The organism is Nonomuraea angiospora, assembly GCF_014873145.1.
Taxonomy (GTDB): domain Bacteria; phylum Actinomycetota; class Actinomycetes; order Streptosporangiales; family Streptosporangiaceae; genus Nonomuraea; species Nonomuraea angiospora.
The window spans coordinates 1,294,420-1,317,715 of record NZ_JADBEK010000001.1; the positions used below are offsets into that span (position 1 = coordinate 1,294,420).

Sequence of the window (23,296 nt, forward strand, 5' to 3'; positions counted from 1 at the left end):
GCACGACCACGGCCTTCGCCCCTCTTCTCGACGACAGAGGTCGTGACCCGGCCGCTGGACGACGGACACCTGGAAAACCGGGCCCTCGCCGGGCCGGCAGGCCCGCAAGCGCGCCGCAGACCAGCCTCGGCCGTTCTCCGCGCCAGGCGCCAGCCCGATGCCGTGGGAGACGACGGAGTGGGCAGGATCTGGTCGGCAGGACACGGGTGGTTCCAAGAACTGCGGATCAGCCACCTGGCGGTTGGGGACACGTTCGGGAGCTGAGGGCCGAGCCGCCTGCGTGCGTCGCCGCTACCGACTGGCCACGGCCGAGCGGCACGCTCGCATCGCGCCTGATCGGGATCCGGCGACTGCCGTGACGATCACACGCCGTGGCCGATCGTTACCGGAGAAGGCTCATTGTCGACGATCCACTGGATCCCGTACGGGACGAGAAAGTCGAGGAAAGCGCTCGGGCGGTAGGCCTGGGCGGGCGCGAGTACTCCCGGCTTGGCAGGGTCGGCGATGAGACGCCGGGCACTTTCGACGGCGATCACCGCGGTCGTGCCGTAGGTGTCGGGACCCTGGACGATGCCGCGGGCGCGGCGGCCGTCTGTGCTGGTGGCGTCGAGCACGTAGGTGAAACGCTGCGTGCGGCGGCTGTCCTCATCGGGTCCTTCAGGCAGGCTTTGGATGATCTCCGGTGTGAGCGGGGTGTTGAGCCGGTCGCCCAATGCCGCCTCGGTCAGGCCCTGGACATGGCGGACGCGGATGTGACGGGGAATGGTCACCACTTCCGACACCGGGAAGGCCACCACCGGGGTCGCCTCCGACTGTCCGGGCAGCCTGATCGCGGTGCGGCGGGCGGGCATGCCGGGGCGCCAGTCGCCGTCGTCGTAGGTCAGGCCTCCCGCCTTGATGGCGTCGATCGTTTCGACCAGCGAGCGCAGCGAGCCGCGCGACATGCCGCCGCCCCCGACGACCACGTGGGTGATGATGATCTCTTCGACCGGTTCAAGGCGGTCGGCCAGGAGGTGGGCCATGAGGTCTACCGGGACGCAGCCGTCGTTGGCGGCGGGCACGACGGTGACCCCGGCGTTCTCCGCCTCCGTAGTGAAGGTGTCGAAGATCTTCTTGACGTAGAGCTGCTCGCCTGAGGTGTCGACGTAGTGACAGCCGGCGGCGATGGCGGCGCGGACCACGGCCTCACCTGACGAGGTGAACGGTCCGGCGCAGTTGATGACGCCGTCGCAGCCGCGCAACGCGCTCACCAGCGCCTCATGGTCGCTGGTGTCGGCCACGCGTCGTTCCGCGTCGGGGAGACCGACCGCCGAGGCGGCCTCCTCCAGGCGCGCGAGATCGCGTCCGGCCAGGACCGTCTCGATGTCGCGTCGTGCCAGTTCGGCGAGAACGAGCTTGCCCTGATATCCACTCGCGCCATAAACGGCGATCTTCATGTCGTCTCCTCACGATGGCAGCTGCGCGGTTGCTCAGCTCTCCAGCACAGTAAGGCGCTGACACAAGACGGTTGAATACGTGATTCGCTCTAGAGTTTGCGTCATCGTCTTCGCTTAGGTCGTCGATAGTTACACTGGCCGAGTGGACGTTCTGTCTGATGTGGTGAGCGCGGCGCGTACCGGTCGACCCCACTCGGGCCGGGTGACCAGGTCCGCTCCCTTCGCCCAGCGGTTTCCGGCAGTGCCGTCCGCCGGGTTCCACATCGTTCTCCAGGGAACGTGCTGGCTTCTCCCCTCGCGGGGCGAGCCGATCGCGCTCGGGCCGGGCGACGTGGCGTTCCTGCCCCGCGGATCCGCACACGGTCTGGCCGACGACCCATCCACCCCGGTAACGCTCACCAGAGTCCATGATGGCCGCGACGACGAAACGTCAGCCGACCGACCGGCGACGGTGGTCATGCTCTGCGGCGCCTACCTCCTGGACAGATCCGGGCCGCATCCGCTCCTGAACGACCTGCCCGAGGTCATCCACCTGCCGACGCGGGTAGGGCGGCACAGGGAACTCCGCGCCGCGGTCGAACTCCTCGGCGTGGAACTGGACAGTGACGCCCGCCCAGGCTCCGACACCATCCTGCTCACCCTGCTGGATCTTCTCCTGCTCTACATCCTGCGCGCGTGGTTCGAAGAACAGCACGTCTCCGGCCACTCCGCCACCGGCTGGGCCGCGGCCCTGCACGACCCCGCCGTCGCCGCCGCCCTCCGCGCCATCCACGGAGATCCCAGCCGGCCATGGACCGTCGAGGAGTTGGGCGCGCAGGGATGCCTGTCCCGGGCCGCCTTCGCCCGGCGGTTCACCCATCTGGTCGGCCAGCCACCGCTCACCTACCTGACATGGTGGCGGATGACCACCGCCGCCCGGCTCCTGCGCACCTCCGACGCTCCCGTCAACACGATCGCCCAGCAGGTCGGCTACAGCTCGCAGTACACCTTCACCCATGCCTTCAAACGCCAGTACGGGTCACCGCCCGGCGGTTACCGGCACCGCGCCGGCAGGAGATAGCCCCTCCAGGTCCCACCTGCGCGAGCCAGCGCAGGTCACGGCTGTCGCCGCGGACCTCGCGCGAGAACGTACCCGAACAGGACCGCCATGACCACCGCGCCCGCCCACATGGCCTGCTGCCAGCCGGCGACGAAGGACTCCTGGGCGGCCCGGATCAGCGACTGCGCCCCGCCGGCGGCCGCGAGGGCGTTGGCGATGCCCTCGCGGGCGGTGCCGGCGGCGGCGTCCGGCACTCCGCCGAGCCGGGAGTCGATGGCGCCGCGGTAGCCGGCGGTCAGAACCGCTCCCAGCAGCGCGACGCCGAGAGCGGTGCCGAACTCCCTGGTCACGTCGTTGAGCGCCGACGCGACACCTTGACGCTCGCGCGGCAAGGCCGTGGTGATGGCCTCGGTGGAGGGCGTCATCGTCAGGCCCATACCGAGTCCCATGGCGAGCATGCCGGGCAGGACCGACAGGTAGCCGCCGTCGACGGAGACGAAGGTGGCCATGAGGACCAGCCCGGCGCCGCCCAGGAAGATCCCTGACGCCATCGTCGAACGGCTGCCGATGCGCGCGGCCACCTGCGGGGCGAGGCCCGAGGCGAACATCATCAGCAGCGCCATCGGCATGAGCGCCAGCGTGGAGCGAAGGCCGGACCAGCCGAGCACCGCCTGGAAGTACGGGAAGAGAACCACGAAGATCCCCGCCTGCACGCCGAAGACCGTCAGCAGCGACACGGAGCCGCTCGCGAGACCTCGCTCGCGGAACAGGCGGACGTCGAGGAGCGGAGCCTGTTGCCGCAGCTCCCATGCCACGAATCCGACGGCGGCGACGACGCCGGCGACAAGGCCCAGGAGCGTCGCGGGCGCGGTCCAGCCCCGTTCCGGGCCCTCGTGGAGGAAGAAGACGAGCCCCACCACCGCCACCACGGACGACAGCGAGCCGATGGCGTCGAACCCGTGCCCGGACGCCTCGCGCGAGTTCGGGACGGATCGCAGCGCCATGACGATGGCGACGACGACGAGCACGACCGGCAGGACGAACAGCCACCGCCAGCTCGCCAGGTCGACCAGGACGGCCGACAGGTACATCCCCAGGATGCCCCCACCCCCGGCGACGCCGGTCCACACGCCGATCGCCTTGGAACGTTCCTCGTCCGGGAAGGTCGAGGTGATGACGGCGAGGGTGGCCGGCATGATCATCGCCGCCCCCACGCCGCTCAGGAAACGCGCGGCGAGCATGACGCCGGACGAGGTGGCCAGGCCGGCCGCCGCGCTCGCCGCCCCGAAGACGACCAGGCCCGCGAGCAGCACCCGCCTGCGGCCCCACCGGTCACCCATCGCCCCGAGCGGCAGCAGCAACGCGGCCAGGCTGAGGGTGTAGACGTTGATGAACCACAAGACCTCGCTCTGCGAGGCGTCGAACGCCACGGCGAGCTCCGCCTGGGCGACGTTCAGCCCGGAGACCGAGGCGATGACCGCCATGAGCGCGACGCAGACCCCGGCCAGGATCGTACGTCGTCGCCGCGGGTCGTCGATGGTCAGGCCGGGGGCTTCCGGCTTCGTACTCATGGAATTCCCTCCAGGAACGGACGGCGTGATCACGGGCGTCGGGTGGCGCGTACGACGACGTCGTGCAGGGGAACCCCGTGGCCGGTGCGGAGGCGCTCTTCGGCGGTGACGATCTCCCACTCCGCGCCGTCCATGCGCGCGGTGACGGCCGCGGCGGTGGCCGACGCCTCGGCGGGAGGATGGTGCCCGTGGCCGGTCGAACCCGGGGTGTGCAGGTGGCCCACGATGAGCAGCGTGCCGCCGGGAGCCACCCATCCGGCGATGCGGTCGTAGAACTCCAGCTGGGGCATCGCCGGGTGGGCGTAATGGGTCATGACGAGGTCGAACTGCGCGCCTGGGCTCCAGACGCTCAGATCCGCCTCAACCCACCGCACGCGCTCGGAGGCCCCGCTCGTGGCCGCGCGCTCGGCAGCGCGCGCAAGGGCCTCGGACGAGATGTCGGCCGCGGTGACGTCCCAGCCGCGGGAGGCGAGCCAGATCGCCTCGGCGCCGCCGCCGCACCCCGCATCCAGCGCCGTGCCCGGCGTCAGGCCGCTGGTCTCAGGAGCGAGGTACGGGTTCGGCGGGTTGCCGCCCATGGACCCGGGGCCCCCGGCGCGCCCCTGCTGCCAGTGCCGCTCCCAGAAGTCCTTGTCGAATTCGTACGTCATAGGTTGTTTCCCCTTGTTCGCGGTGATCAGCGCTGTTCATGGTGCTGACAGTGAAGGCAGATGCGCAAACGTTGTTGCCAAATGGCAAAATGGTGGGGTGGACGAAACCATTGACCGCACTCTTGACGCCGTGGGCCCGAGACTGAAACGCCTTCGGCTGCAACGAGACGTCACGCTCGCCGACCTCGCGGCCGAGACCGGCATCTCCACCAGCACCTTGTCCCGGCTCGAGGCGGGCCTGCGACGTCCCACGCTCGAGCAGCTGCTTCCGCTCGCCCGCGCCTACGGGGTCACGCTCGACGAGCTCGTGGACGCGCCGCCGACCGGCGACCCCCGCATCAACCTGCGTCCCATCCCGTGCGGCGACGGCTCGACCATCCTGCCGCTGACCCGTAGGCCCGGAGGAATCCAGGCCTACAAGTTCGTCCTCCCGACCGGCAGCGACGACGCCGCGCCCGACCTGCGCACCCACGAGGGCTACGACTGGGTCTATGTCCTCAACGGGACGCTCCGCCTGGTGCTCGGGGAGCACGACCTCATCCTCAAGCCGGGGGAGGCGGCGGAGTTCGACACCCGGACCCCGCACTGGTTCGGGGCCACCAGTGCCGGTCCCGTCGAGTACCTGAGTCTCATCGGGAAACAGGGCGAACGCGCGCACGTCCGTGCGGCACCGAGACAGGGCCCGGCCGCCGGCAAGGGCTGATCAGCCTAAGGGCGACCGTTTGCGCCGCGCGACTTCGAAGCGGGTGGCCGGGACCTCCAGCACCGGGGATCCTCATGCGGCCCGAACACCAGCCGCCGCACCGACGACCAGATCGAAACGTTCGGTGAGCGAGGTCCCGCCGGCGGTGTCGGCCGGCGTCACGTTCACCCCGCCGGCGTCCTGGCGGATCCGGGTCGGCACCATGGAGCAACGGATCTCGACGCCGGGCGGCGGCCCGCTCGACGATGACCGGCGTCCAGCCGGTCTGGCGCAGCCGCAGCGCCGTCGCGATCCCGCTGATGCCCAACCCGACGGCCAGCGCCCGGCGGCCATCGCTGCTCTCCTACGCCTGGATCAGGCCGAGCTGCCGCAGCTGTGAATAGACGTCCACGACTCCCCAGAGGTCGATGATCTGGCCGTCGGCGAAGCGGGCGATGAAGATCTCGTTGTAGGTGACGGACTTGCCGGTCGGGGGCATGCCCCGGTATTCACCGGAGTTGGTTCCGGTGACCGTCTGCCGAGCGACGATCTTGTCTCCCTCGGCGAGCAGGTCCTCGACCGTCACGTGAATGTCGGGAAAGGCGCGCAGCAGGATCTCCCATACGCGCTTCTGCGCCTGCACCGCGGTCACGTCCGCCAGTTCCTTCGTGTGGAAGCGCCCGTCCGGGTGAACGAACTCGTCGATCGCCTTCGCGATGACCTCCAGATCGCCGCTGTTGATGGCCGCGTGGAAGCGGTGGTACGTCTCCTTGTTCCGTGCTTCCTGGGCTGTTGACATGTCGCCACTCCTTGAGATCGAGACAGGTGCTCACAACGGGACGCGTGGCGGTGAAGCCCGCGCCTCTGCAGGTATCGACCAGACAGCCCCTCGGATTGTCAGGCCCGCCGCGCGGCCGAGGTGCCATGCCTCTCAATACATAACTGCATAGCGATATTGATCTTAGACAAGATAACGCGCAGGCCATAGCTTCGGAACCGGTCGAGAACCGAATGAGGAGGGATGTCGCATGCTCACCATGGCCTCGCAACTGCGGGCCGTCGTCAGCGCCCATGTGGTGGCGATCGTCGGCCAGCCGGTGTTCGCCGGGGTGTATCTGACCGGTGACTTCGACGGCCTGCGCTGGCACGCGATCGGCGCCGACGTGGTCACGTCCATCGGCTACCTGCAGGTGATCGTGGCGATCGTGGTGTGGATCCGGCTGCGTCAGATCTGGCCGTTCCTGGCCACGGCGGCGGTGGTGGCGGCCGAGACCGTGCAGTACTTCGCGGGGCTGGACGGCGCGCTGTGGTTGCACATCCCGTTGGGCGTGATGACAGTCGTCGGGCTCGTCGTGCTGTTCATCGCCGTCTGGAGCCGGCCCTTGCCGCGGCGGGAGGTCCCTCATGCGTGAGCATGGCGCCCGGGGCCTGACCCGGCGGCGGGTTCTCGGCATCGGCGGGGCGCTCGGGCTGATGGCGGGCACCGGCTTGTCGGCCGCGGCGGCGCTGGCTCGCCGGCCGTCGATCACCGGTGCCGAGTTGCGCAGCGCCGTACCGCTGCCGCCGCCCTTCCAGGTGCCGCTGCCGATCCCCGCCGTGCTGAAGCCGGTCAGCGCCTCCGGCGGCGCCGACCGTTACGAGATCACCCAGCGCGAAGCGAGCGCGGAGATCCTGCCCGGTGTCACGACGCCGCTGTGGACGTACGGCGGGACCTTCCCGGGGCCGACGATCGAGTCGCGCCGCGGCCGGCCGGTCACCGTGACGCACCGCAACGAGCTGCCCGTCCCGACTGTCGTGCACCTGCACGGCGGGCGGACCCCCGCGGCCTCCGACGGGTATCCGACCGACCTCGTCCTGCCCGGGGGCCGGCAGCAGCACTCGACGCACATGGGGCACGGGTCCGAGCACGGCATGCGCGACCCGCGGGCCGTGGTGACCGAGCTGACCAGGGACTACACCTTCCCGCTGGACCAGCGGCCCACGCTGCTGTGGTACCACGACCACCGGATGGACTTCACCGCCCCCGCGATCTGGCGGGGCCTGGCCGGGCTGCACCTCGTCCGCGACGACGCCGAGGACGCGCTCGGCCTGCCCGCCGGACCGCGCGAGCTGCCCCTCATGATCGCCGACCGGGCGTTCGCCGCCGACGGCAGCCTCGCCTACCCCGCCCTGGACCCGACCCTGCGCGTACGGCCCGGCGTCCGCGAGCCGTACCTCGCCGGGGTCCTCGGCGACGTGATCCTGGTCAACGGCGCCCCGTGGCCCGTGCACGAGGTCGACGCGGCCCGCTACCGGCTGCGCATCCTCAACGCCTCCAACGCCCGCCACTACGAGCTCGAAGCGGTCACCGGCGACGGGCGCCGCCTCGACCTCGTCCAGATCGGGGCCGATCAGGGACTGCTCGCCGCCCCGGTCACCCACCGGCTGCTGCCGATCGCGCCCGCCGAACGCTACGACGTGGTCATCGACTTCTCCGGCGTCCCGACCGGCAGCCTCGTCAGGGTGCTCAACCGGCTCGGCTCGGGCCGTACCGGCGACGTGATGGCCTTCCGCGTCGCCCGCGCAGCCGCCGACGACAGCCGCATCCCCGCCAGGCTGTCCACCGACCTGCCGGAGTGGCGGCGTTCGGACGCGGTCAGGGTGCGCGACTTCTCCTTCCGCGCCGGGCAGATGCACGCGGGCCACGGCTGGCTCATCGGCGGCCTGCCGTTCGACCCCGCCCGCGCCGATGTCACGACCCGGCTCGGCGACGTCGAGGTCTGGCGGCTCGTCGCCGACGTCCACCATCCCGTCCACCTGCACCTGGCCGGCTTCCGGGTGCTGTCGCGCAGCGGCAGGGCGCCGCTGGCCCACGACGCGGGACTCAAGGACACCGTCTCGCTCCGGCCCGGGGAAGCCGTGGAGATCATCACCCGGTTCGACGGCTATCGCGGCCGTTACCTCTTCCACTGCCACAACGCCGAACACGAGGACATGGGGATGATGGCCAACCTTGAGATCATTTAACCGGATTTATCCGCATACGTGCTGAGCTGGGTACTTCACATTAGCTCGTGAACAGAGCTAATGTTTTGAGTATGGGCAGCACGGATCTCCCCGACGCTCTCGCGGGCGTCCTGACCGGCATCCAGCGGCTCCTGCGGCGCAGGCTGCGCCGCGGGCTGACCGGGCCGCGGTTGCGCGGCGCCCAGGTCGAGCTGCTGCGGCTGGTCTCCGCCAACCCCGGTATCGGCGTCTCGGCGGCGGCCAAGGAGCTTTACCTGGCCGGAAACTCGGTGTCCACGCTGGTCAATCAGCTCACGACGGCCGGGTTGCTGCGCCGTGAGACCGGCCACGACGACCGCCGTTCCGCCCGGTTGCTGCCCACCCCCGAGGCCGAGGCGCGGCTGCGCGCCTGGGAGGAGCGGCGCGCGGCGCTCGTCCGCGAGCAGGTGGAGCGGCTCAGCGAGGAGGACCGGGCCGCGCTGGCCGCCGCGCTCCCGGCGCTGCGCAGGCTCGCCGAGGGTCTGCACGAGGAGGTGGGTACGGCATGAGGGACGGTACGCCGACGGCGGGTGACGCGGTCACCTGCACCGGCCTGCGCTATTCATTCGGCCAGACCAGGGCCGTCGACGGGGTCGACCTGACGGTTGCCGCCGGAGAGGTGTTCGGCCTGCTCGGCCCCAACGGGGCGGGCAAGACCACCGCGATCCGGTGCGTGACCACGCTGCTGCCCGTCCCGTCCGGGATGGTGCGGGTCTTCGGGCACGACGCGGCCACCGAGAAGATGGCGGTGCGCCGCCTGCTCGGCTACGTGCCGCAGCAGCTGTCGGCGGACGCGAGCCTCACGGGCCGGGAGAACGTCTCCCTGTTCGCCCGCGTGTTCGACGTCCCCCGCCGCGAGCGCGCGGGCCGGGTCGGCCAGGCGCTGGAGGCCGTCGGGCTGGCCGACGCCGCCGACCGGATGGCCGGCACCTACTCCGGCGGCATGGTACGCCGCCTCGAACTCGCCCAGGCCCTGGTCAGCGCGCCCCGCCTGCTCATGCTGGACGAGCCGACGATCGGGCTCGACCCCATCGCCCGCACCGGCGTCTGGGAGCACATCATGGCGGTGCGCGCCGCCACCGGGATGACCGTGCTGGTCACCACGCACTACATGGACGAGGCCGAACAGTACTGCGACCGGGTCGCGCTCATGCACAAGGGACGCGTACGAGCCCTCGGCACCCCGGAGCGGCTCATCGCCGACCTGCGCGAGCGGCGCGGTGACGACGCGGTCCCGACGCTGGAGGACGTGTTCCGCGACGTCGCCGGAAGCGGCCTCGACGAAGGAGGAGGGGAGTTCCGCGATGTCCGCCGTACCCGCAACACCGCCTCCCGCGTCGGCTGACCGCACCGGCGCGGACGGCCTCGACCTGCTGCTGGTTCCGCCGCGCGCCCGTACGGGGTGGCGCGTGCTGCCCGCCAGGGTCGCCGCCATGTGCGTCGTGGAGCTGCAGAAGCTGCGCCACGATCGCACCGAGCTGTACACCCGCGCGATCCAGCCCGCCCTGTGGCTGCTGATCTTCGGTGAGACGTTCACCCGCATCAAGCTGATCCCGAGCGACGGCATCCCGTACCTGGACTACCTGGCCCCCGGGATCATCGCCCAGTCCACGATGTTCATCGCCATCTTCTACGGCATCCAGATCATCTGGGAGCGCGACTCGGGGGTCCTGACCAAGCTCCTGGTCACGCCGACCCCGCGAGCCGCGCTGGTCACCGGCAAGGCGTTCGCCGCCGGGGTGAAGGCGATGATCCAGGCGGTGGTCGTCATGGTCATCGCCGCGCTCCTGGGCGTGAGCATGACCTGGAACCCGCTGCGCCTGGCCGGCGTGATCGTGGCCGTGCTGCTCGGCTCGGCGTTCTTCTCCTGCCTGTCGGTGACGATCGCCGGGATCGTCCTGACCCGCGACCGGCTGATGGGCATCGGGCAGGCGATCACGATGCCGCTGTTCTTCGCGTCCAACGCGCTCTACCCGGCCACGGCCATGCCGGCCTGGCTGCAGTACGTCAGCGCGGTCAACCCGCTCAGCTACCAGGTCGACGCGCTGCGCGGACTGCTGCTCGGCGTGCCCTCGCACCTGCCGCTGGACTTCGCGGTGCTGTTCGCGGCCACGGCGATCGGCATCACGGCGGCGTCGGTGCTGCTGGGGCGGCTGGCACGGTGACCCCCGGGGCGGCGCCGCTCACTGAGCGGGCTCGATCGGGAGGTCACATGTCGGGCACGACCCGGTCACCGTGTGGCCCGGGCCTGAACGTCCGCACCGATCCTTCCGTCGGAAAGGTCATGACACGTCACCGTGTACTTCTCGCCGCCCTGCCGCTGTCCGCCGTCCTCCTGACCACCGCCTGCGGCGCAACAGGCACGATCGCCTCCGACGCGCCCGAACCGAGGTCCGAAGCCCAGGCGCGGCCGGGGTTACGCGCGGGCAGCGTCGACGACAATGCCGCCTTCACCGCCTACCTGGACTACCGCAAGAAGTTCGCCGACGGCGACCAGGAGGTGCGCGACGCCGATGTCAGCGGGCGCAGGATCGTGACCGTGACGGACCGGCGCGGCCGGCCGCTGTTCGGCGCCACCGTACAGGCTGGGGATCAGCGGGCCCGCACCTACGCCGACGGACGCGCGCTGATCTTCGGTGACGGCCGGATCACCGTCTCGTACGGCGGGGCCACCGCCGCGGCCACCGGCCACGCGCCCAAGGTCAAGCTGCCCGTCACCGCGCCGCAGGGCCGGGCCAGGCTGCAGGTGCTGTTCCTCATCGACACCACCGGCTCGATGGGCGACGAGATCGGCCGCCTGACCGCCAGCGTCGACTCGGTCGCCGCACGCATCGCCAAGCTGTCGGCGGGGCCCGAGCTGGAGCTCGGCATGACCCTCTACCGCGACAAGGGCGACGAGTACGTTACCAGGACCACCGACTTCACCGCCGACGTGGGAACGTTCCGCGAGCAGCTCACCGCGGTGCGGGCCGAAGGCGGCGGCGACACCCCCGAGGACCTGAACGCGGCGCTCGCCGAGGCGCTGGCCAAGCCGGCCTGGCGCGAGGACGCCGTCAAGCTGGTCTTCCTCATCGCCGACGCCCCGCCGCACCTCGACTACGACGGGCCGGACTACCTGACCGAGGCCCGCCGGGCCGCCGAACGCGGCATCAAGATCGAGCCGATCGCCTCGTCGGGCCTGGACGACCAGGGCGAGTACATCTACCGCCAGCTCGCCCAGCTCACCATGGGCCGCTTCACCTTCCTCACGTACGGGGCCGACGGCGTCTCGCCGGGCGACAAGACCGAGCATCACGTCTCGGAGTACGCCGTGCTGGCCCTGGACGACCTGGTGGTCAAGCTGGTCGCCGACGAGCTGAAGGGGTTCCGGCAGTAACTGCGCTGGACCGCCGACCTACGGCGCCGCCCAGCCGGCGCAGCACGCTGCTGCGCCGGCTGGGCGGCTCGCGCCAGGCCCTTTCATGACACGCCCGGCCAGGCTTGACTATCGCGCGGTGTATCCACCGTCGACCGGAAGCGCGACTCCGGTGACGAAGCTCGCGCCGGGGCCGCACAGCCAGAGAACGGCCGAGGCGATCTCCTCGGCCCTGCCGAGCCGTGCCATCGGCGTGGCGGCGAGGGCAGCGTCCATGTCCAGTTCCCCGGCGTCGATCATGCGCTCGACCATGGGGGTGTCAATGGTGCCGGGGCAGACAGCGTTGATCCGCACACCACGAGGGGCGTACTCCAGAGCCGCGCTCTTGGTCAGGCCGACGATGCCGTGCTTCGTCGCGTCATAGGAAGCGCGTCGTGCGTCCCCGACGAGTCCGGCGAGCGAGGAGCAGTTGACGATCGCGCCGGAGCCCTGGCGCCGCATCCGGGCCAGCTCGTGCTTCATGCACGCCCAGACGCCGCGCAGGTTGACGGCCATGACGCTGTCGAACGCCTCGGCCGGCTCGTCCGCGGCGTCGGAGTCCGGGATCATGATTCCGGCGTTGTTGAACGCCATGTCGAGCCGCCCGAACTCATCGACGGTCCTGTCCACAGCGGCGGCGACCTGCCGCTCGTCGGATACATCGCAGGCAAGGGGGAGGACTTGGCAGCCTCGCTCGGAGAGCTCTCGCGCGGCCTTCTCGACGGCGTCCTGATTGATGTCGGTGAGCACGACGGATGCGCCTGCCGCGGCGAACGCTCGCGCGGTGGCCGCTCCCATGCCCGCGGCGGCGCCTGTCACCATGGCTACCTGGCCGCTGAAGTCGTACGTCAACGTCATAGGAACTTCCTTTCCCTCTGTGGTGTGCGTTCGCACCGAGGTCGAGACCGATCGGAGAGCGGCAGCCGGCCCAGCCGGTCCTCGGACAGCCCGGCCTCGCGCAGGAGGCGCAGGTGTTCGTCGTGGGTGCGCCGCCGCGACGGCCTCTGACGGTCCGGCAGCCAGAGGGGCGACCGGGGTTGGGTGCGTTACGGATCGGGTCAGAGCAGTGCTTCGGCGGTGATGGGCAGTTCGCGGATCCGGCGGCCGGTGGCGTTGAAGACCGCGTTGGCGATCGCGGGCGCCACGCCGATGTGGACGAGCTCGCCCAGCCCTTTGACACCGAGCGGGTCGGCTTCGCGGTCCTCGCCGTCCAGGTAGATGGTCTTGATGTCCGGAACGTCGGCGTTGACGGGGACGAGGTAGTCGGCGAGGTTGGCGTTGACGATGCGGCCGTCGCGGTGGTCGGTGACCGTGTGTTCCAGCAGGGCTGTGCCGATGCCGCCCACGATGCCGCCGATCGCCTGGCTGTGGGCGAGTTTGGGGCTGATGATGCGGCCGGCGTCGTACACGCCGAGCATGCGCCGCACCCGTACGAGGCCCAGCGTCGCGTCGACGGCGACCTCGGCGAAGGTGGCGTTGTAGGCGTAGTAGGAGTGCCGTTCGGCCCCGGACGGGCGGGAGAAGGAGCCGAGAGCTTCGAGGTGGGTGCGGTTGTTGCGGGCCAGGAGCTGCCGGTACGTCTCGCCGCGCGCGGGATCGTCCTTGACGTGCATCCGGCCGTCGCGGACGACGACGTCCTGTGCGGCCGCCCCGTACAGCGGCGACCGGCGGTCCTCGACGGCCAGCTTGATCGCCTGCTGTCGCACCTGGTCGCACCCGTCGAGGACGGCGGAGCCGACGCTGGCCATGGTCATCGAGCCGCCGTGCGGTGGGGTCGGTGGGAACAGTGAGTCGCCCAGCCGGAAGGTCACCGCGCCCATGGTCAGCCCGAGGGCGTCGGCGGCGACCTGGGTCTGCGAGGTGTAGGTGCCCGGCCCCATGTCACTGGCGGCCGCCTCGACCGTGGCGGTGCCGTCGGCGTTCAGCCGGGCCCGGGCCTGGGCCGTGTTGCGCTGTGTTTCGTACAGGCCGGCGGCCATGCCCATGCCGATCAGCCAGTCGCCCTCACGGCGGGAGCGTGGCTCGGGACGGCGGCGGTCCCAGCCGAACTCGCGGGCGCCGACGGTGTAGCACTCGCGCAGCCGGCGGGTGGAGAACGGCAGCCCGTTGGACTCGTCCTCGGCCGGTTCGTTGCGCCGGCGCAGCTCGATCGGGTCGAGGCCGAGCTGGTGGGCGAGTTCGTCCATGGCTGACTCGATGACGAAGGACGCCGTCGCGAAGCCTGGGCCGCGCATCCACAGCGGCGTGTTCACATCCAGCGGCACCGTCCGGTAGGCCTGCGAGACGTTGGGCATGCTGTAGAGCATTTGTCCCGCGGGCATGATGGTCTCGGTGAACTTCTCGTACGAGGAGGTCTCGGCGTCCATCTCGTGGGCCATGGCGGTCAGGCGTCCCCGACGGTCGCTGCCCAGGCGCAGGCGGTATTCGTAGGAGGGCCGGAAGCCGGTGCCGAAGTACATCTGCCTGCGGCTCAGGACGACCTTCACCGGACGGGCCATCACTCGGGCGGCCAGCGCGGCGACGACCACGTGCGGCCAGCACCGCAGCCCGGAGCCGAAAGCACCGCCGACGAACGGGGAGATGACCCGCACCGCCTGCGCCGGGATGCCGAACACGGCGGCGAGCTCGTTCTGCGTGCCCACGACCCACTGGGTCTTGTCCCACACGGTGAGCCTGGGGCCGCTCCAGCGGGCGATGGCGGCGTGCGGCTCCATCGGGTTGTGATGGTTGCGCGCCGTCCGGTAGGTCAGGTCCATCCGTACGGCCGCGGAACGTAGAGCGGCTTCGGCATCGCCGCGCGCATAGCGCGTCGGCTCGTCGGCTTCGGCCTCGCGTAGATCGGTCGAGGACCGCTCGGCGTCGTAGCCGACCTCGACCAGGCTCGCGCCGTGCTGCGCGGCCTGCAGGGTGGTGGCCACCACGACGGCGACCGGCTGACCGTGGAAGAGCACCCGGTCGTCCTGGAAGACCCGCAGCCGCCGCCCGGGCGGGTTGTTCGACCCGGCGTTGTCACGGTACGGCAGCTTCGGCGCGTCGCGGTGACTGATCACCCGCAGCACCCCCGGGTGGGCCAGGGCGGCGCGGGTGTCGATCGAGGTGATGCGTCCACGGCCGATGCCGCTGTCGACGATGGCCGCGTACACGACGCCATCGACGTCGTGCTCGGCGGCGTACAACGCCTTGCCCGTCACCTTCAGCCGCCCGTCCACCCGGGACAGCGGCGCACCCACGGCTGCCTGTGGCTGAGGGCTCACTTCATACCTCCCACGATGCGAAGCTGACGTTCGACGGTGCGCTTGAGCAGTTCGATCTTGAATCGGTTGTGGCGCAGCGGCCGGGCCCCGTCGGCGGCCCGCACGGCGGCCTCGGCCCACAGCGCCTCGGACGGCCGCTCGCCGACGAGCAGGCGCTCGACGGCGGGCAGCTTCCACGGCACGGCGCCCACGCCTCCGGCGGCGACCTTCGCCGCGCGGATCACCCCGCCGCGCACGTGCAGGGCGACGGCCGCCGAGGTCAGCGCGAACTCGTACGACTGCCGGTCACGAACCTTCAGGTACCCGGACTTGAGCGGGCGCGGATGGGCCGGGATCTCGACGGCGTAGATCAGCTCGCCGGGTCGCAGGGCCTGTTCCTGGTGCGGGGTGCCACCCGGCTGCAGCAGGAAGTCGGCGAAGGCGACGCGACGTTCTCCGTCCGGGCCCAGCAGGTGCACCGTGGCCTCCAGCGCCGCGAAGGCCACGGCGACGTCGGAGGGGTGCGTGGCCACGCACTGGTCGGAAGCGCCGAGGATGGCGTGGCCGCGGTTGAAGCCGTCCAGTGCCGCGCATCCGGAGCCCGGGCGGCGCTTGTTGCACGCCGCCGTCACGTCGCGGAAGTACGTGCATCGGGTGCGCTGCATGATGTTGCCGCCGATGGTGGCCATGTTGCGCAGCTGGGCGGAGGCGCTCAGCTCCAGCGCCTGCGCCACGACCGGGTAGGTGGCGCGCACCTTGGGGTGGGCGGCGGCGTCGGCCATCGACACCAGCGCGCCGATGCGCAGCCCCCCGCCCGAGGTCGCGGTCACCTCGCGCAGCGGAAGGGCGGTGATGTCGACCAGTTCGGCGGGACGCTCGACGTTCTCGCGCATCAGGTCCACCAGAGTGGTGCCGCCGGCGATGTAGCGGCCGCCACGCCGCCCGGCGGCGAGCGCGTCGTCGACGTCGGCGACTTTGGCGTAGGAGAACGGATGCATCATGACCTCACTTCGCGCCGGCGGCCTGCTCGACCGCATTGACGATCTTCACGTAGCAGCCGCAGCGGCAGATGTTGCCGCTCATCCACTCCCGGATCTCCTCCGGCGAGCCGGCGTGCCCTTCCCGGATGCAGCCGATGCCGGACATGATCTGGCCGGGGGTGCAGTAGCCGCACTGGAAGGCGTCCTGGTCGATGAACGCCTGCTGCAACGGGTGCAGGTCGTCGTCCTCGTCCGGGGCGAGCCCCTCGATGGTGGTGACCTCGGCGCCCTCCAGCCGCACCGCCAGCGTCAGGCACGCGTTGACGCGGCGGCCGTCGACCAGGACGGTGCACGCCCCGCAGGCCCCGGCGTCGCAGCCCTTCTTCGTGCCTGTCAGCCCGAACTGTTCACGCAGCAGGTCCAGCAGCGAGGTCCGGTTGTCGATCACCGCGGCGTGCCGTTCACCGTTGACGGTCAGTGAGACGCGGCCGCTGGGCGGCGTCTCGGAGGTGGCCGCCTCGCGAGGGGCGGCGAGGGACGGACCTGCGATCAGGCCGTCCGCGACGGCAGCACCACCGACCGCGGTACCGGCAGCGAGGAAGGTGCGTCGATTGAGCGTCGAGGAGGACTCGTCGGCTGTGGTGGAGGGTGGCACAGCGGGTCCATGGGAATCAGAGGCCATAAACTACTCCTCAGGGTTGGATGAGCACTTTGAGGCTCTTGCGGTCGGCCATGTCCTGATAGCCGGCCGGGACGCCGTCGAGGTCGGTCGTGGCGTCGAACACCTTTCCCGGCTCGAGGGTGCCGTCCAGGATGTCGGGCATCAGTTCCTCGATGTAGGCCCGGACCGGCGCGGGTCCGCCGGCCAGGCGGAGGTTGTGGCGGAAGAGGCTGCCGAAGCCGATCGGCGCCTCCTCGTACTGCGGGACGCCGACGCGGCTGATGACGCCGCCCGGGCGGACGATGCCGAGGGCCTGCTCGTAGGCCGACATGGTCCCGACGGCCTCGAGGACCGCGTGCGTGCCGTGCCCGCCGGTCAGCTCGCGGACCTGGGCGATCCCTTCCTCACCGCGGGCGGAGACGACGTCGGTGGCGCCGAACTCCCTGCCGAGGCCGGTACGCGCCGGGTGGCGGCCCATGAGGATGATCTGCTCGGCGCCCAGGCGCCTGGCCGACAGCACCGCCAGCAGGCCGACGGCGCCGTCGCCGATCACGGTGACGCGGGTGCGCTCGTTGACGCCGGCGGCCACGGCGGCGTGATAGCCGGTGCCGAACACGTCCGAGAGCGTCAGCAGGGACGGGATGAGGGCCGAGTCCGGTGCGACGGGGAGCTTGACGAGGGTGCCGTCGGCGAGCGGGACGCGGACCGCTTCGGCCTGGCCGCCCTCCTCCGGCTCGCCGTCCCAGAAGCCGGCCTGCGGGTGGGCGCAGGAGGTGTGCAAGCCCTCGCGGCAGAACGCGCAGGTGTTGTCGGAGATGGCGAAGGGAGCCACGACCAGGTCGCCCCGTTTGACGGTGGTCACCTGCGAGCCGGTGTCCTCGACGACGCCGATGAACTCGTGCCCCATCCGGGCGGGCCCGTCCGCCGGGGACAGCGAGCCGTAGGGCCACAGGTCGCTGCCGCAGATGCAGGAGGCGGTGACGCGGACGAGCGCGTCGGTGGGCAGCTTGACGACCGAGTCCGGGACGTTCTCGACGCGGACGTCGCCGGCTCCGTACATGAAGGTTGCACGCATGAGGTGTTCTCCGATGCGATTGGTGCTTGATTTCGGGTGTTGGCGTGCCGATTGCCTGACGAGGGCCAGGAGCCCCTCAGCTACGTCGTGGCTGCTGCTGCGGAGTGGCGGCGCCGGGTGAGAGCGATGGCGATCGTGGGGATCAGGGTCAGCGCGGCGATGGCGGTGCCGACCACGGCAGGACCGGTGGTCCCCAGCGACGAGCCGAGCGCGAGGCCGGCGATCCAGGATCCGACGGCGGTGCCGAAGTTGAACGCCGAGATGGTCAGTGCAGAGGCCAGGACGGGTGCCCGGCCCGCGAAGCGGACGGCCAGCGACATCAGCACCGGGTTGGCGCCGAGCCCGAAGAAGCCCAGCAGGGCGACCAGAAGAACCGTGGCCGCGGCGTAGCCGCTCAACAGGCAGATCGCGAGCAGCAGGAGGGTGGCTCCTGCGGCTGCCACGATGGTCACCGTGTGCGGACGGGCGTCGCCCAGACGCCCCCCGACGATGGACCCGGCGAGGGCGCCGACGCCGAAGCCGACCAGCGCCAGCGGCAAGAGCCCGGCGGAAAGGCCGGCCCGGCCGGTCAGCAGCGGCGAGATGTAGGAGTACGCGGCCAGGACACCGCCGGTCGTGGTGGCACAGGCCGCCAGCACCAGCCACAGCCGGCCGGAACGCAGAGCGGCCAGCTCCGAGCGGAGCGAACCCGCATGCTGGGCCGGCCCGTCGTGCGGGACGGCGCGGGCGATGAGCGCGATGGCCGCCGCGGCGAGGGCCGCGAGGGCCCAGAACGGTCCCCGCCAGCCCATGAGCTGCCCGGCGAACGCGCCGAGCGGCACGCCGACGACATGTCCGGCGGCGAAGACGCCCAGGGCGAGCATCAGGGTCAGCCGCTTGGGCAGCCGCAGCGTCAGCATCGCCATCAGCGGCGCGCCGACGATCATGCCGACCGCGAAAACCGTGATCAACAGCCCGGCCTGGGCCACGCTCACCTGCAGGTTGCCCGCGATCTGCGGCAGCAGGCCCGCCACCACGAACTCGGTCGTGCCCATCAGGAACGTGCCCAAGGCCAGCACATAGATGACGGAAGGAAGCCTGGCGGGCGGACGGTCATGCTCTTCAGCGCGCACGTCGCCACGGGCGTGCAGGACTCCTCCTCGCGTACTCATACTTCTCCACAGGGGTCGTGTTCGAACTGTCGATCCCACGAAACCGGCTTCACCGCATGTGGAGAAGGTCCTGTTTATGGGGGGTATAAACCCAACCCCCCTCCGCACTTCCTGCACGTCAGCCCGCGACTACCGTGGAAGGCATGGACCAGGAACCCGGTAATCGTTCCGACAACCGCTCCGAGATCCGGGACTTCCTCGCGAGCCGGCGCGCCAGGATCACCCCCGAGCAGGCCGGGCTGCCGACCAGCGGCCGACGCCGGGTTCCCGGGCTACGGCGCGAGGAGGTCGCCGTCCTGGCAGGCGTGAGCACCGAGTGGTACACGAGGCTGGAGAAAGGCCACATCAGCGGAGTGTCCGAAGACGTCATCGACGCGGTCGCCCGGGCACTGCAACTGGAGGAGGACGAACGTACCTACCTGTTCGACCTGGCCCGGGCAGCCCGGCCCGCCCGCCGTACGCCCTCCCGCCGCAAGGATGTCGAAGTCCCGCCCCGCATCCAGTGGATGCTCGACTCCATGACGATGGCCTCGGCATCGGTGCAGAACGGGCGCATGGACGTCGTCGCCGGCAATCCACTGGCCCGAGCCCTGTTCGCGCCGTGGTTCCGCAGCGGCACCATCGACAAGCGCGGCCGCCCCAACGTCGCCCGCTACATCTTCCTGGACCCGGGCGCCCACGACTTCTACGTCGACTGGGAGAGCGCCGCCGTCACCACCGCCGCGCTGCTACGCGCGGAAGCCGGGCGCGAACCCCACGACCGGGCCCTGCGCGAACTCGTGGGCGAGCTGTCCACGCTCAGCCCCGACTTCCGCACCATGTGGGCGGCCCACGACGTCCGCATCCGCCACGACGGCATCAAGCGGCTGCGCCACCCCGAGGTCGGCCGCCTGGAACTGACCTACCAGTCCCTGAACCTGCCGATGTCCCATCGGGCGGTGCACGACCTGACCATCTACACCGCCGAACCGGGCACCACCTACGAAGACCGGCTCAAGCTCCTCGCCAGCCTGGCCGCCACCCGGCCCCGGGCGGAGGAGCCCACCAACCAGCCCCGCTGAAGCAGGCCGCCCCAACCGCGAGCCCGAACCGGTACCGCGGCGATCATGGCGTCGCGGAGTGACTCGCCTGCGCGGCGACGTCTCGGTCCGCGATCCACCCGCAGCCGCTGGCCGGGCTTCCGGTGGAGGCGATGACCGCGTCCAGATTGTCGCGAGTACGGGTCAGCGCGGCGATCTGGGCGTCGATGCGATCACGCTCGGCGGCCAGCCGGGCACGTGATTCGGGGGTGCTGACCTTGGCATCGACGCAGGGCAGCAACTCGGCGATGGTCCGGCTGGACAGGCCGGCGGAGTAGAGCATCTGGATCAGGTGAACGCGGTCGGCCGCCGAGGCGGGATAGTGACGCTGCCCGGAGTCGCTCCGTTCCGCCTCCAGCAGCCCCTGCTCCTCGTAGTAACGCAAGGCCCGCACGCTGACGCCCGACCGCGCCGCCAACTCGCCGATCCGCACCGTGACCTCCATCACAACACTTGCCTCTGACGTCAACGTCAGGTTTTAGCCTATCCAGCATGCAGATCAACGGAGCACATGTGCTGGTCACCGGCGCCAACCGGGGCCTGGGCCGGCAATTCATCCTTTCCCTCCTCGACCGCGGCGCCGGCAAGGTGTACGCCACCGCCCGCCGTCCCGATCTCGTCGACGTACCAGGAGTCATCCCGCTGCGCCTGGACATCACGGACCCGGCGTCGGTCGCCGCCGCGGCCGCCGCGGCGCCCGATGTCAAGATCGTCATCAACAACGCGGGCATCTCCACCGGCGCGAACCTCATCACCGGCGACCTGGACACGATCCGCCGCGAGATGGACACCCACTTCTACGGCACTCTCAACGTGATCCACGCCTTCGCGCCCCAGCTGGCCGACGGCGCGATCCTCAACGTCCTGTCCGCCCTCTCGTGGCTCGCCTTCGACGGCGCGGGTGCCTACCACGCGGCCAAGGCCGCCGAGTGGGCGCTCACCAACAGCGTCCGCCTGGAGCTGGCCGGCCAGGGCACCCTGGTGACGGGTCTGCACCTGGGCGCCGCGGACACCGACATGTCGGCCTGGTACACCGGTGACAAGACCGCTCCTGAGGTGATCGTCGAGGCAGCCCTCGACGGCATCGAGGCGAACCGCCCCGAGGTGCTCGCCGACGACTGGAGCCGCCAGGTGAAGGCGTGGCTGTCCGAGGACCCGAGCGTCATCTACCGGGAAGCAGCGGCCGCCCTCACGGCCTGACCCTCAGGCCGCCTCGGCATGCTCAAGCCCCGAAGGAACACAGTGGTCGCCGAACTGGGAGGCTGAACGAGGACTCGATCGCGGCCCGCCCCGCGCGATGCTGCCCTCAAGAATGCCGGCTCGCTCCCGCAGCCGCTTCGGCGACAACAGCACGGTCGATCGCCCCGGCCGTAGCGAGGAAGCACAGGCTCCTCCGGTGGCGCGTTGAACCCCGCTATCCGGACGGCTCAGGTGCGGCGATGAGCGTGATCGATCGGCTGCTCGAGTCTGACCCCGCCATCCGCCGGCAGGGGCTGCGCGATCTCACGGACGCCGCGCCCGACGAGGTCGCCGCCGAGCGAGCTCGCGTGGAGCGCGAGGGCTGGGGGGCCCGTCTCCTGGCGCTTCAGGGGTGGCGACGGGTTGTGGAACGGTGGCGCCTGCTTCCCGGCGTCCTACACCGGCGGCTCATCACCGAGCACGGGCGATGGGAGCACGCCGGGCAGCGGTACATCGGTGGTCGAGCGCAGCATCGGACCGTCGCTCCTAGGAAGACCGCTCCGTTCCAGGGCCGTCGAGGGTGATGGCAGTGTGAAGGCCCATCCGGACGAGGAAGAGCGGTGATCAGGCCATGAAGGCGGTGCGGTTCCACGAGTACGGCGGGATCGATGTCCTGCGGGTGGAGGAGGTGGAGCGTCCGGTGCCCGGCCCCGGGCAGGTGCTGGTCGAGGTGCGCGCGGCCGGGATCCAGCCCGGCGAGGCGATGATCCGGCAGGGCGCGCGGCACGAGCGCTGGCCGGCGACGTTCCCCTCCGGGCAGGGCAGCGATCTGGCCGGTCTCGTGGTGCAGGTCGGTCCGCAGGTGCGCGGCGTCGCGGTGGGCGACGAGGTCCTCGGTTTCACTCACCGGAGGGCGAGCCACGCGGAGTTCGTCGTGGTGGACGATGTGCAGCTGACCCCGCGTCCGAAGGGGCTGTCCTGGGAGGTGGCCGGGTCGTTGTACGTGGCCGGCACGACCGCGTACGCCACCGTGTTCGCGGTCGACCCCGGGCCGGGCGACACGGTCGTCGTGTCCGGCGCGGCGGGCGGCGTCGGGTCCCTTGCCGCGCAGCTCGCGCGGCGGCGCGGCGCCACGGTGATCGGGCTGGCGAGCGAGCCGAACCACGCTTGGTTGAAGGATCGCGGGGTCGTTCCGGTCGAGTACGGAGAGGACGTGGCCGAGCGGATCCGGCGAGCCTGCAGCGGGAAGGTCGACGCGTTCATCGACACGTTCGGCGAGGGCTACGTGGAGCTGGCAGTGGAGCTGGGCGTGCGGCCCGAACGGATCAACACGATCCGCGACTGGCAGGCCGCGGCCAAGGTCGGCGCGCGTACCGACGGAGAAGGCGCCGCGGCGTGCGCGGTCGTGCTCGGCGAGCTGGCCCGGCTCGCCGCGCGCGGGGAGCTCGAGGTGCTGATCGCCCGCACCTACCCGCTGGAGCAGGTACGGGAGGCGTTCCGCGAGCTGGAACAGGGACACACTCACGGCAAGATCGTGCTCCGGCCCTAGCCGGGGAAGGCGCGGCCCATGTGCCGTAGCGGTCGCGGCTCGTCAACGGCGAGTAGCGACCCACGGCCCGTATGATCAACCGGTGGATGAAGGGATCTTGTTTCTTCTCGCCGGTGCTCCGGGGTCGGGCAAGAGCACGCTGCTGCCACACCTGCTGAAGGCCGCCGACGGGCTGGTCGTCATGGACATGGACGAGCTACTCGAGGACGGCGGGCTCATCGGCGTGCCGATCGCGACGATGGACGCCGCGCCCGTCTGGCCCGCGTACGACCGCATGTGGACCCGCATCGTCACCATGGTCCGGCGCGCCGGCCACCCCGTCCTCCTGCTCTGTCCCGTCCCCGACGCCGACGAGCTCGCACCGGGCGGGCGATGGACCGGCGACGTCCACTGCGCCCTCCTGGACTGCACCGACGCCGAGCGGCTGCGGCGACTGCGAGCACGCGGCGACAGGCCGGATGAGTTCGAAGACGCGATGGCGGACGCCGCCCGGGCACGTGCTCTCATCCCCACCGTGTTCCACACCGACGACGCCGACGTCACGGAGCTGGCCACGCGGATCGCCGGCCATGTCAACAAGCTGCGCCCCTGAC

25 protein-coding genes are annotated in these 23,296 nt (G+C 70.9%); 14 read left to right on the plus strand and 11 right to left on the minus strand.

Annotated features, from left to right (window positions below; genetic code table 11):
- Nucleotides 1–362: 362 nt before the first annotated feature.
- Entirely contained in the window at nt 363–1,436 is a 1,074-nt protein-coding gene (locus H4W80_RS05920; RefSeq protein ID WP_192784135.1) for a saccharopine dehydrogenase family protein, read from the minus strand.
- Nucleotides 1,437–1,578: 142 nt separating this feature from the next.
- Here H4W80_RS05920 and H4W80_RS05925 point away from each other — a divergent pair, with 142 nt between their 5' ends.
- Nucleotides 1,579–2,496 carry an AraC family transcriptional regulator gene (locus H4W80_RS05925; RefSeq protein ID WP_192784136.1) on the plus strand — a complete coding sequence of 306 codons (918 nt, stop codon included), beginning with the start codon at nt 1,579–1,581 and terminating at the stop codon, nt 2,494–2,496.
- A gap of 35 nt (nt 2,497–2,531) precedes the next feature.
- On the opposite strand, the gene H4W80_RS05930 is transcribed toward H4W80_RS05925, so the two are convergent.
- Nucleotides 2,532–4,046 (minus strand): MFS transporter, encoded by a 1,515-nt coding sequence (locus H4W80_RS05930; protein ID WP_192784137.1) that lies wholly within the window; start codon nt 4,044–4,046, stop codon nt 2,532–2,534.
- A 29-nt stretch (nt 4,047–4,075) separates the two neighbouring features.
- On the minus strand, nt 4,076–4,696 hold the full coding sequence (locus H4W80_RS05935) for a class I SAM-dependent methyltransferase (protein WP_192784138.1): 621 nt from the start codon (nt 4,694–4,696) through the stop codon (nt 4,076–4,078).
- A gap of 97 nt (nt 4,697–4,793) precedes the next feature.
- Here H4W80_RS05935 and H4W80_RS05940 point away from each other — a divergent pair, with 97 nt between their 5' ends.
- Together H4W80_RS05940 and H4W80_RS05945 are read left to right on the plus strand one after the other, a co-directional pair.
- Nucleotides 4,794–5,399, plus strand: coding sequence for a helix-turn-helix domain-containing protein (locus H4W80_RS05940; protein WP_192784139.1), 606 nt, complete (start codon nt 4,794–4,796; stop codon nt 5,397–5,399).
- Between the two features lie 124 nt (nt 5,400–5,523).
- Nucleotides 5,524–5,778, plus strand: coding sequence for a hypothetical protein (locus H4W80_RS05945; protein ID WP_192784140.1), 255 nt, complete (start codon nt 5,524–5,526; stop codon nt 5,776–5,778).
- Here the strand turns inward: H4W80_RS05945 and H4W80_RS05950 are convergent.
- Nucleotides 5,743–6,177 (minus strand): ester cyclase, encoded by a 435-nt coding sequence (locus H4W80_RS05950; protein WP_192784141.1) that lies wholly within the window; start codon nt 6,175–6,177, stop codon nt 5,743–5,745. The genes H4W80_RS05945 and H4W80_RS05950 overlap by 36 nt on opposite strands.
- A gap of 229 nt (nt 6,178–6,406) precedes the next feature.
- On the opposite strand from H4W80_RS05950, the gene H4W80_RS05955 reads away from it, so the two are divergent.
- The 6 genes from H4W80_RS05955 (at nt 6,407) to H4W80_RS05980 (ending at nt 11,778) form a co-directional block, all read left to right on the plus strand.
- Nucleotides 6,407–6,790, plus strand: coding sequence for a hypothetical protein (locus H4W80_RS05955; RefSeq protein ID WP_192784142.1), 384 nt, complete (start codon nt 6,407–6,409; stop codon nt 6,788–6,790).
- Nucleotides 6,783–8,384, plus strand: a complete 1,602-nt coding sequence (locus tag H4W80_RS05960) for a multicopper oxidase family protein (protein WP_192784143.1) — start codon at nt 6,783–6,785, stop codon at nt 8,382–8,384. The genes H4W80_RS05955 and H4W80_RS05960 overlap by 8 nt, the downstream gene beginning before the upstream one ends.
- A 71-nt stretch (nt 8,385–8,455) precedes the next feature.
- Nucleotides 8,456–8,911: a MarR family winged helix-turn-helix transcriptional regulator gene (locus H4W80_RS05965; protein ID WP_192784144.1), complete on the plus strand. Its 456-nt coding sequence runs from the start codon at nt 8,456–8,458 to the stop codon at nt 8,909–8,911.
- Entirely contained in the window at nt 8,908–9,747 is an 840-nt protein-coding gene (locus H4W80_RS05970) for an ABC transporter ATP-binding protein (protein ID WP_192784145.1), read from the plus strand. Before H4W80_RS05965 ends, H4W80_RS05970 begins: the two co-directional genes overlap by 4 nt.
- Nucleotides 9,707–10,567 (plus strand): ABC transporter permease, encoded by an 861-nt coding sequence (locus H4W80_RS05975; RefSeq protein WP_192784146.1) that lies wholly within the window; start codon nt 9,707–9,709, stop codon nt 10,565–10,567. Before H4W80_RS05970 ends, H4W80_RS05975 begins: the two co-directional genes overlap by 41 nt.
- A 119-nt stretch (nt 10,568–10,686) precedes the next feature.
- A complete protein-coding gene (locus H4W80_RS05980) occupies nt 10,687–11,778 on the plus strand; it encodes a VWA domain-containing protein (RefSeq protein ID WP_192784147.1) in 1,092 nt (363 codons plus the stop codon).
- A gap of 108 nt (nt 11,779–11,886) precedes the next feature.
- On the opposite strand, the gene H4W80_RS05985 is transcribed toward H4W80_RS05980, so the two are convergent.
- The 6 genes from H4W80_RS05985 to H4W80_RS06010 all read right to left on the minus strand — a co-directional run bounded on the left by H4W80_RS05985 (nt 11,887) and on the right by H4W80_RS06010 (nt 18,896).
- On the minus strand, nt 11,887–12,648 hold the full coding sequence (locus tag H4W80_RS05985; RefSeq protein WP_225963271.1) for a glucose 1-dehydrogenase: 762 nt from the start codon (nt 12,646–12,648) through the stop codon (nt 11,887–11,889).
- A gap of 206 nt (nt 12,649–12,854) precedes the next feature.
- The gene (locus H4W80_RS05990; protein ID WP_192784149.1) at nt 12,855–15,050 is read right to left on the minus strand and encodes a xanthine dehydrogenase family protein molybdopterin-binding subunit; all 2,196 of its coding nucleotides are present in this window, start codon (nt 15,048–15,050) and stop codon (nt 12,855–12,857) included.
- Nucleotides 15,047–16,030 (minus strand): FAD binding domain-containing protein, encoded by a 984-nt coding sequence (locus tag H4W80_RS05995; protein WP_225963272.1) that lies wholly within the window; start codon nt 16,028–16,030, stop codon nt 15,047–15,049. The genes H4W80_RS05990 and H4W80_RS05995 overlap by 4 nt, the downstream gene beginning before the upstream one ends.
- 4 nt (nt 16,031–16,034) lie before the next feature.
- Complete coding sequence (locus H4W80_RS06000) at nt 16,035–16,664, minus strand: (2Fe-2S)-binding protein (protein ID WP_378526868.1); 630 nt, start codon at nt 16,662–16,664, stop codon at nt 16,035–16,037.
- A 37-nt stretch (nt 16,665–16,701) separates the two neighbouring features.
- The gene (locus tag H4W80_RS06005; RefSeq protein ID WP_192784151.1) at nt 16,702–17,745 is read right to left on the minus strand and encodes a zinc-dependent alcohol dehydrogenase family protein; all 1,044 of its coding nucleotides are present in this window, start codon (nt 17,743–17,745) and stop codon (nt 16,702–16,704) included.
- Nucleotides 17,746–17,825: 80 nt separating this feature from the next.
- Nucleotides 17,826–18,896: an MFS transporter gene (locus tag H4W80_RS06010; RefSeq protein WP_192784152.1), complete on the minus strand. Its 1,071-nt coding sequence runs from the start codon at nt 18,894–18,896 to the stop codon at nt 17,826–17,828.
- Nucleotides 18,897–19,039: 143 nt separating this feature from the next.
- Here H4W80_RS06010 and H4W80_RS06015 point away from each other — a divergent pair, with 143 nt between their 5' ends.
- Complete coding sequence (locus H4W80_RS06015) at nt 19,040–19,957, plus strand: helix-turn-helix transcriptional regulator (RefSeq protein WP_192784153.1); 918 nt, start codon at nt 19,040–19,042, stop codon at nt 19,955–19,957.
- Nucleotides 19,958–20,000: 43 nt separating this feature from the next.
- Here H4W80_RS06015 and H4W80_RS06020 read toward each other — a convergent pair whose 3' ends face one another.
- Complete coding sequence (locus H4W80_RS06020; protein WP_192793302.1) at nt 20,001–20,408, minus strand: MerR family transcriptional regulator; 408 nt, start codon at nt 20,406–20,408, stop codon at nt 20,001–20,003.
- Nucleotides 20,409–20,467: 59 nt separating this feature from the next.
- Here H4W80_RS06020 and H4W80_RS06025 point away from each other — a divergent pair, with 59 nt between their 5' ends.
- From H4W80_RS06025 to H4W80_RS06040, 4 genes are all read left to right on the plus strand, one after another.
- A complete protein-coding gene (locus H4W80_RS06025) occupies nt 20,468–21,175 on the plus strand; it encodes an SDR family oxidoreductase (RefSeq protein ID WP_192784154.1) in 708 nt (235 codons plus the stop codon).
- Between the two features lie 239 nt (nt 21,176–21,414).
- On the plus strand, nt 21,415–21,738 hold the full coding sequence (locus tag H4W80_RS60275) for a hypothetical protein (RefSeq protein WP_225963274.1): 324 nt from the start codon (nt 21,415–21,417) through the stop codon (nt 21,736–21,738).
- A 47-nt stretch (nt 21,739–21,785) separates the two neighbouring features.
- On the plus strand, nt 21,786–22,703 hold the full coding sequence (locus H4W80_RS06035; protein WP_192784155.1) for an NADP-dependent oxidoreductase: 918 nt from the start codon (nt 21,786–21,788) through the stop codon (nt 22,701–22,703).
- 82 nt (nt 22,704–22,785) lie between these two features.
- Nucleotides 22,786–23,295 (plus strand): P-loop nucleotide/nucleoside kinase family protein, encoded by a 510-nt coding sequence (locus H4W80_RS06040; protein ID WP_192784156.1) that lies wholly within the window; start codon nt 22,786–22,788, stop codon nt 23,293–23,295.
- Nucleotide 23,296 lies beyond the last annotated feature (1 nt).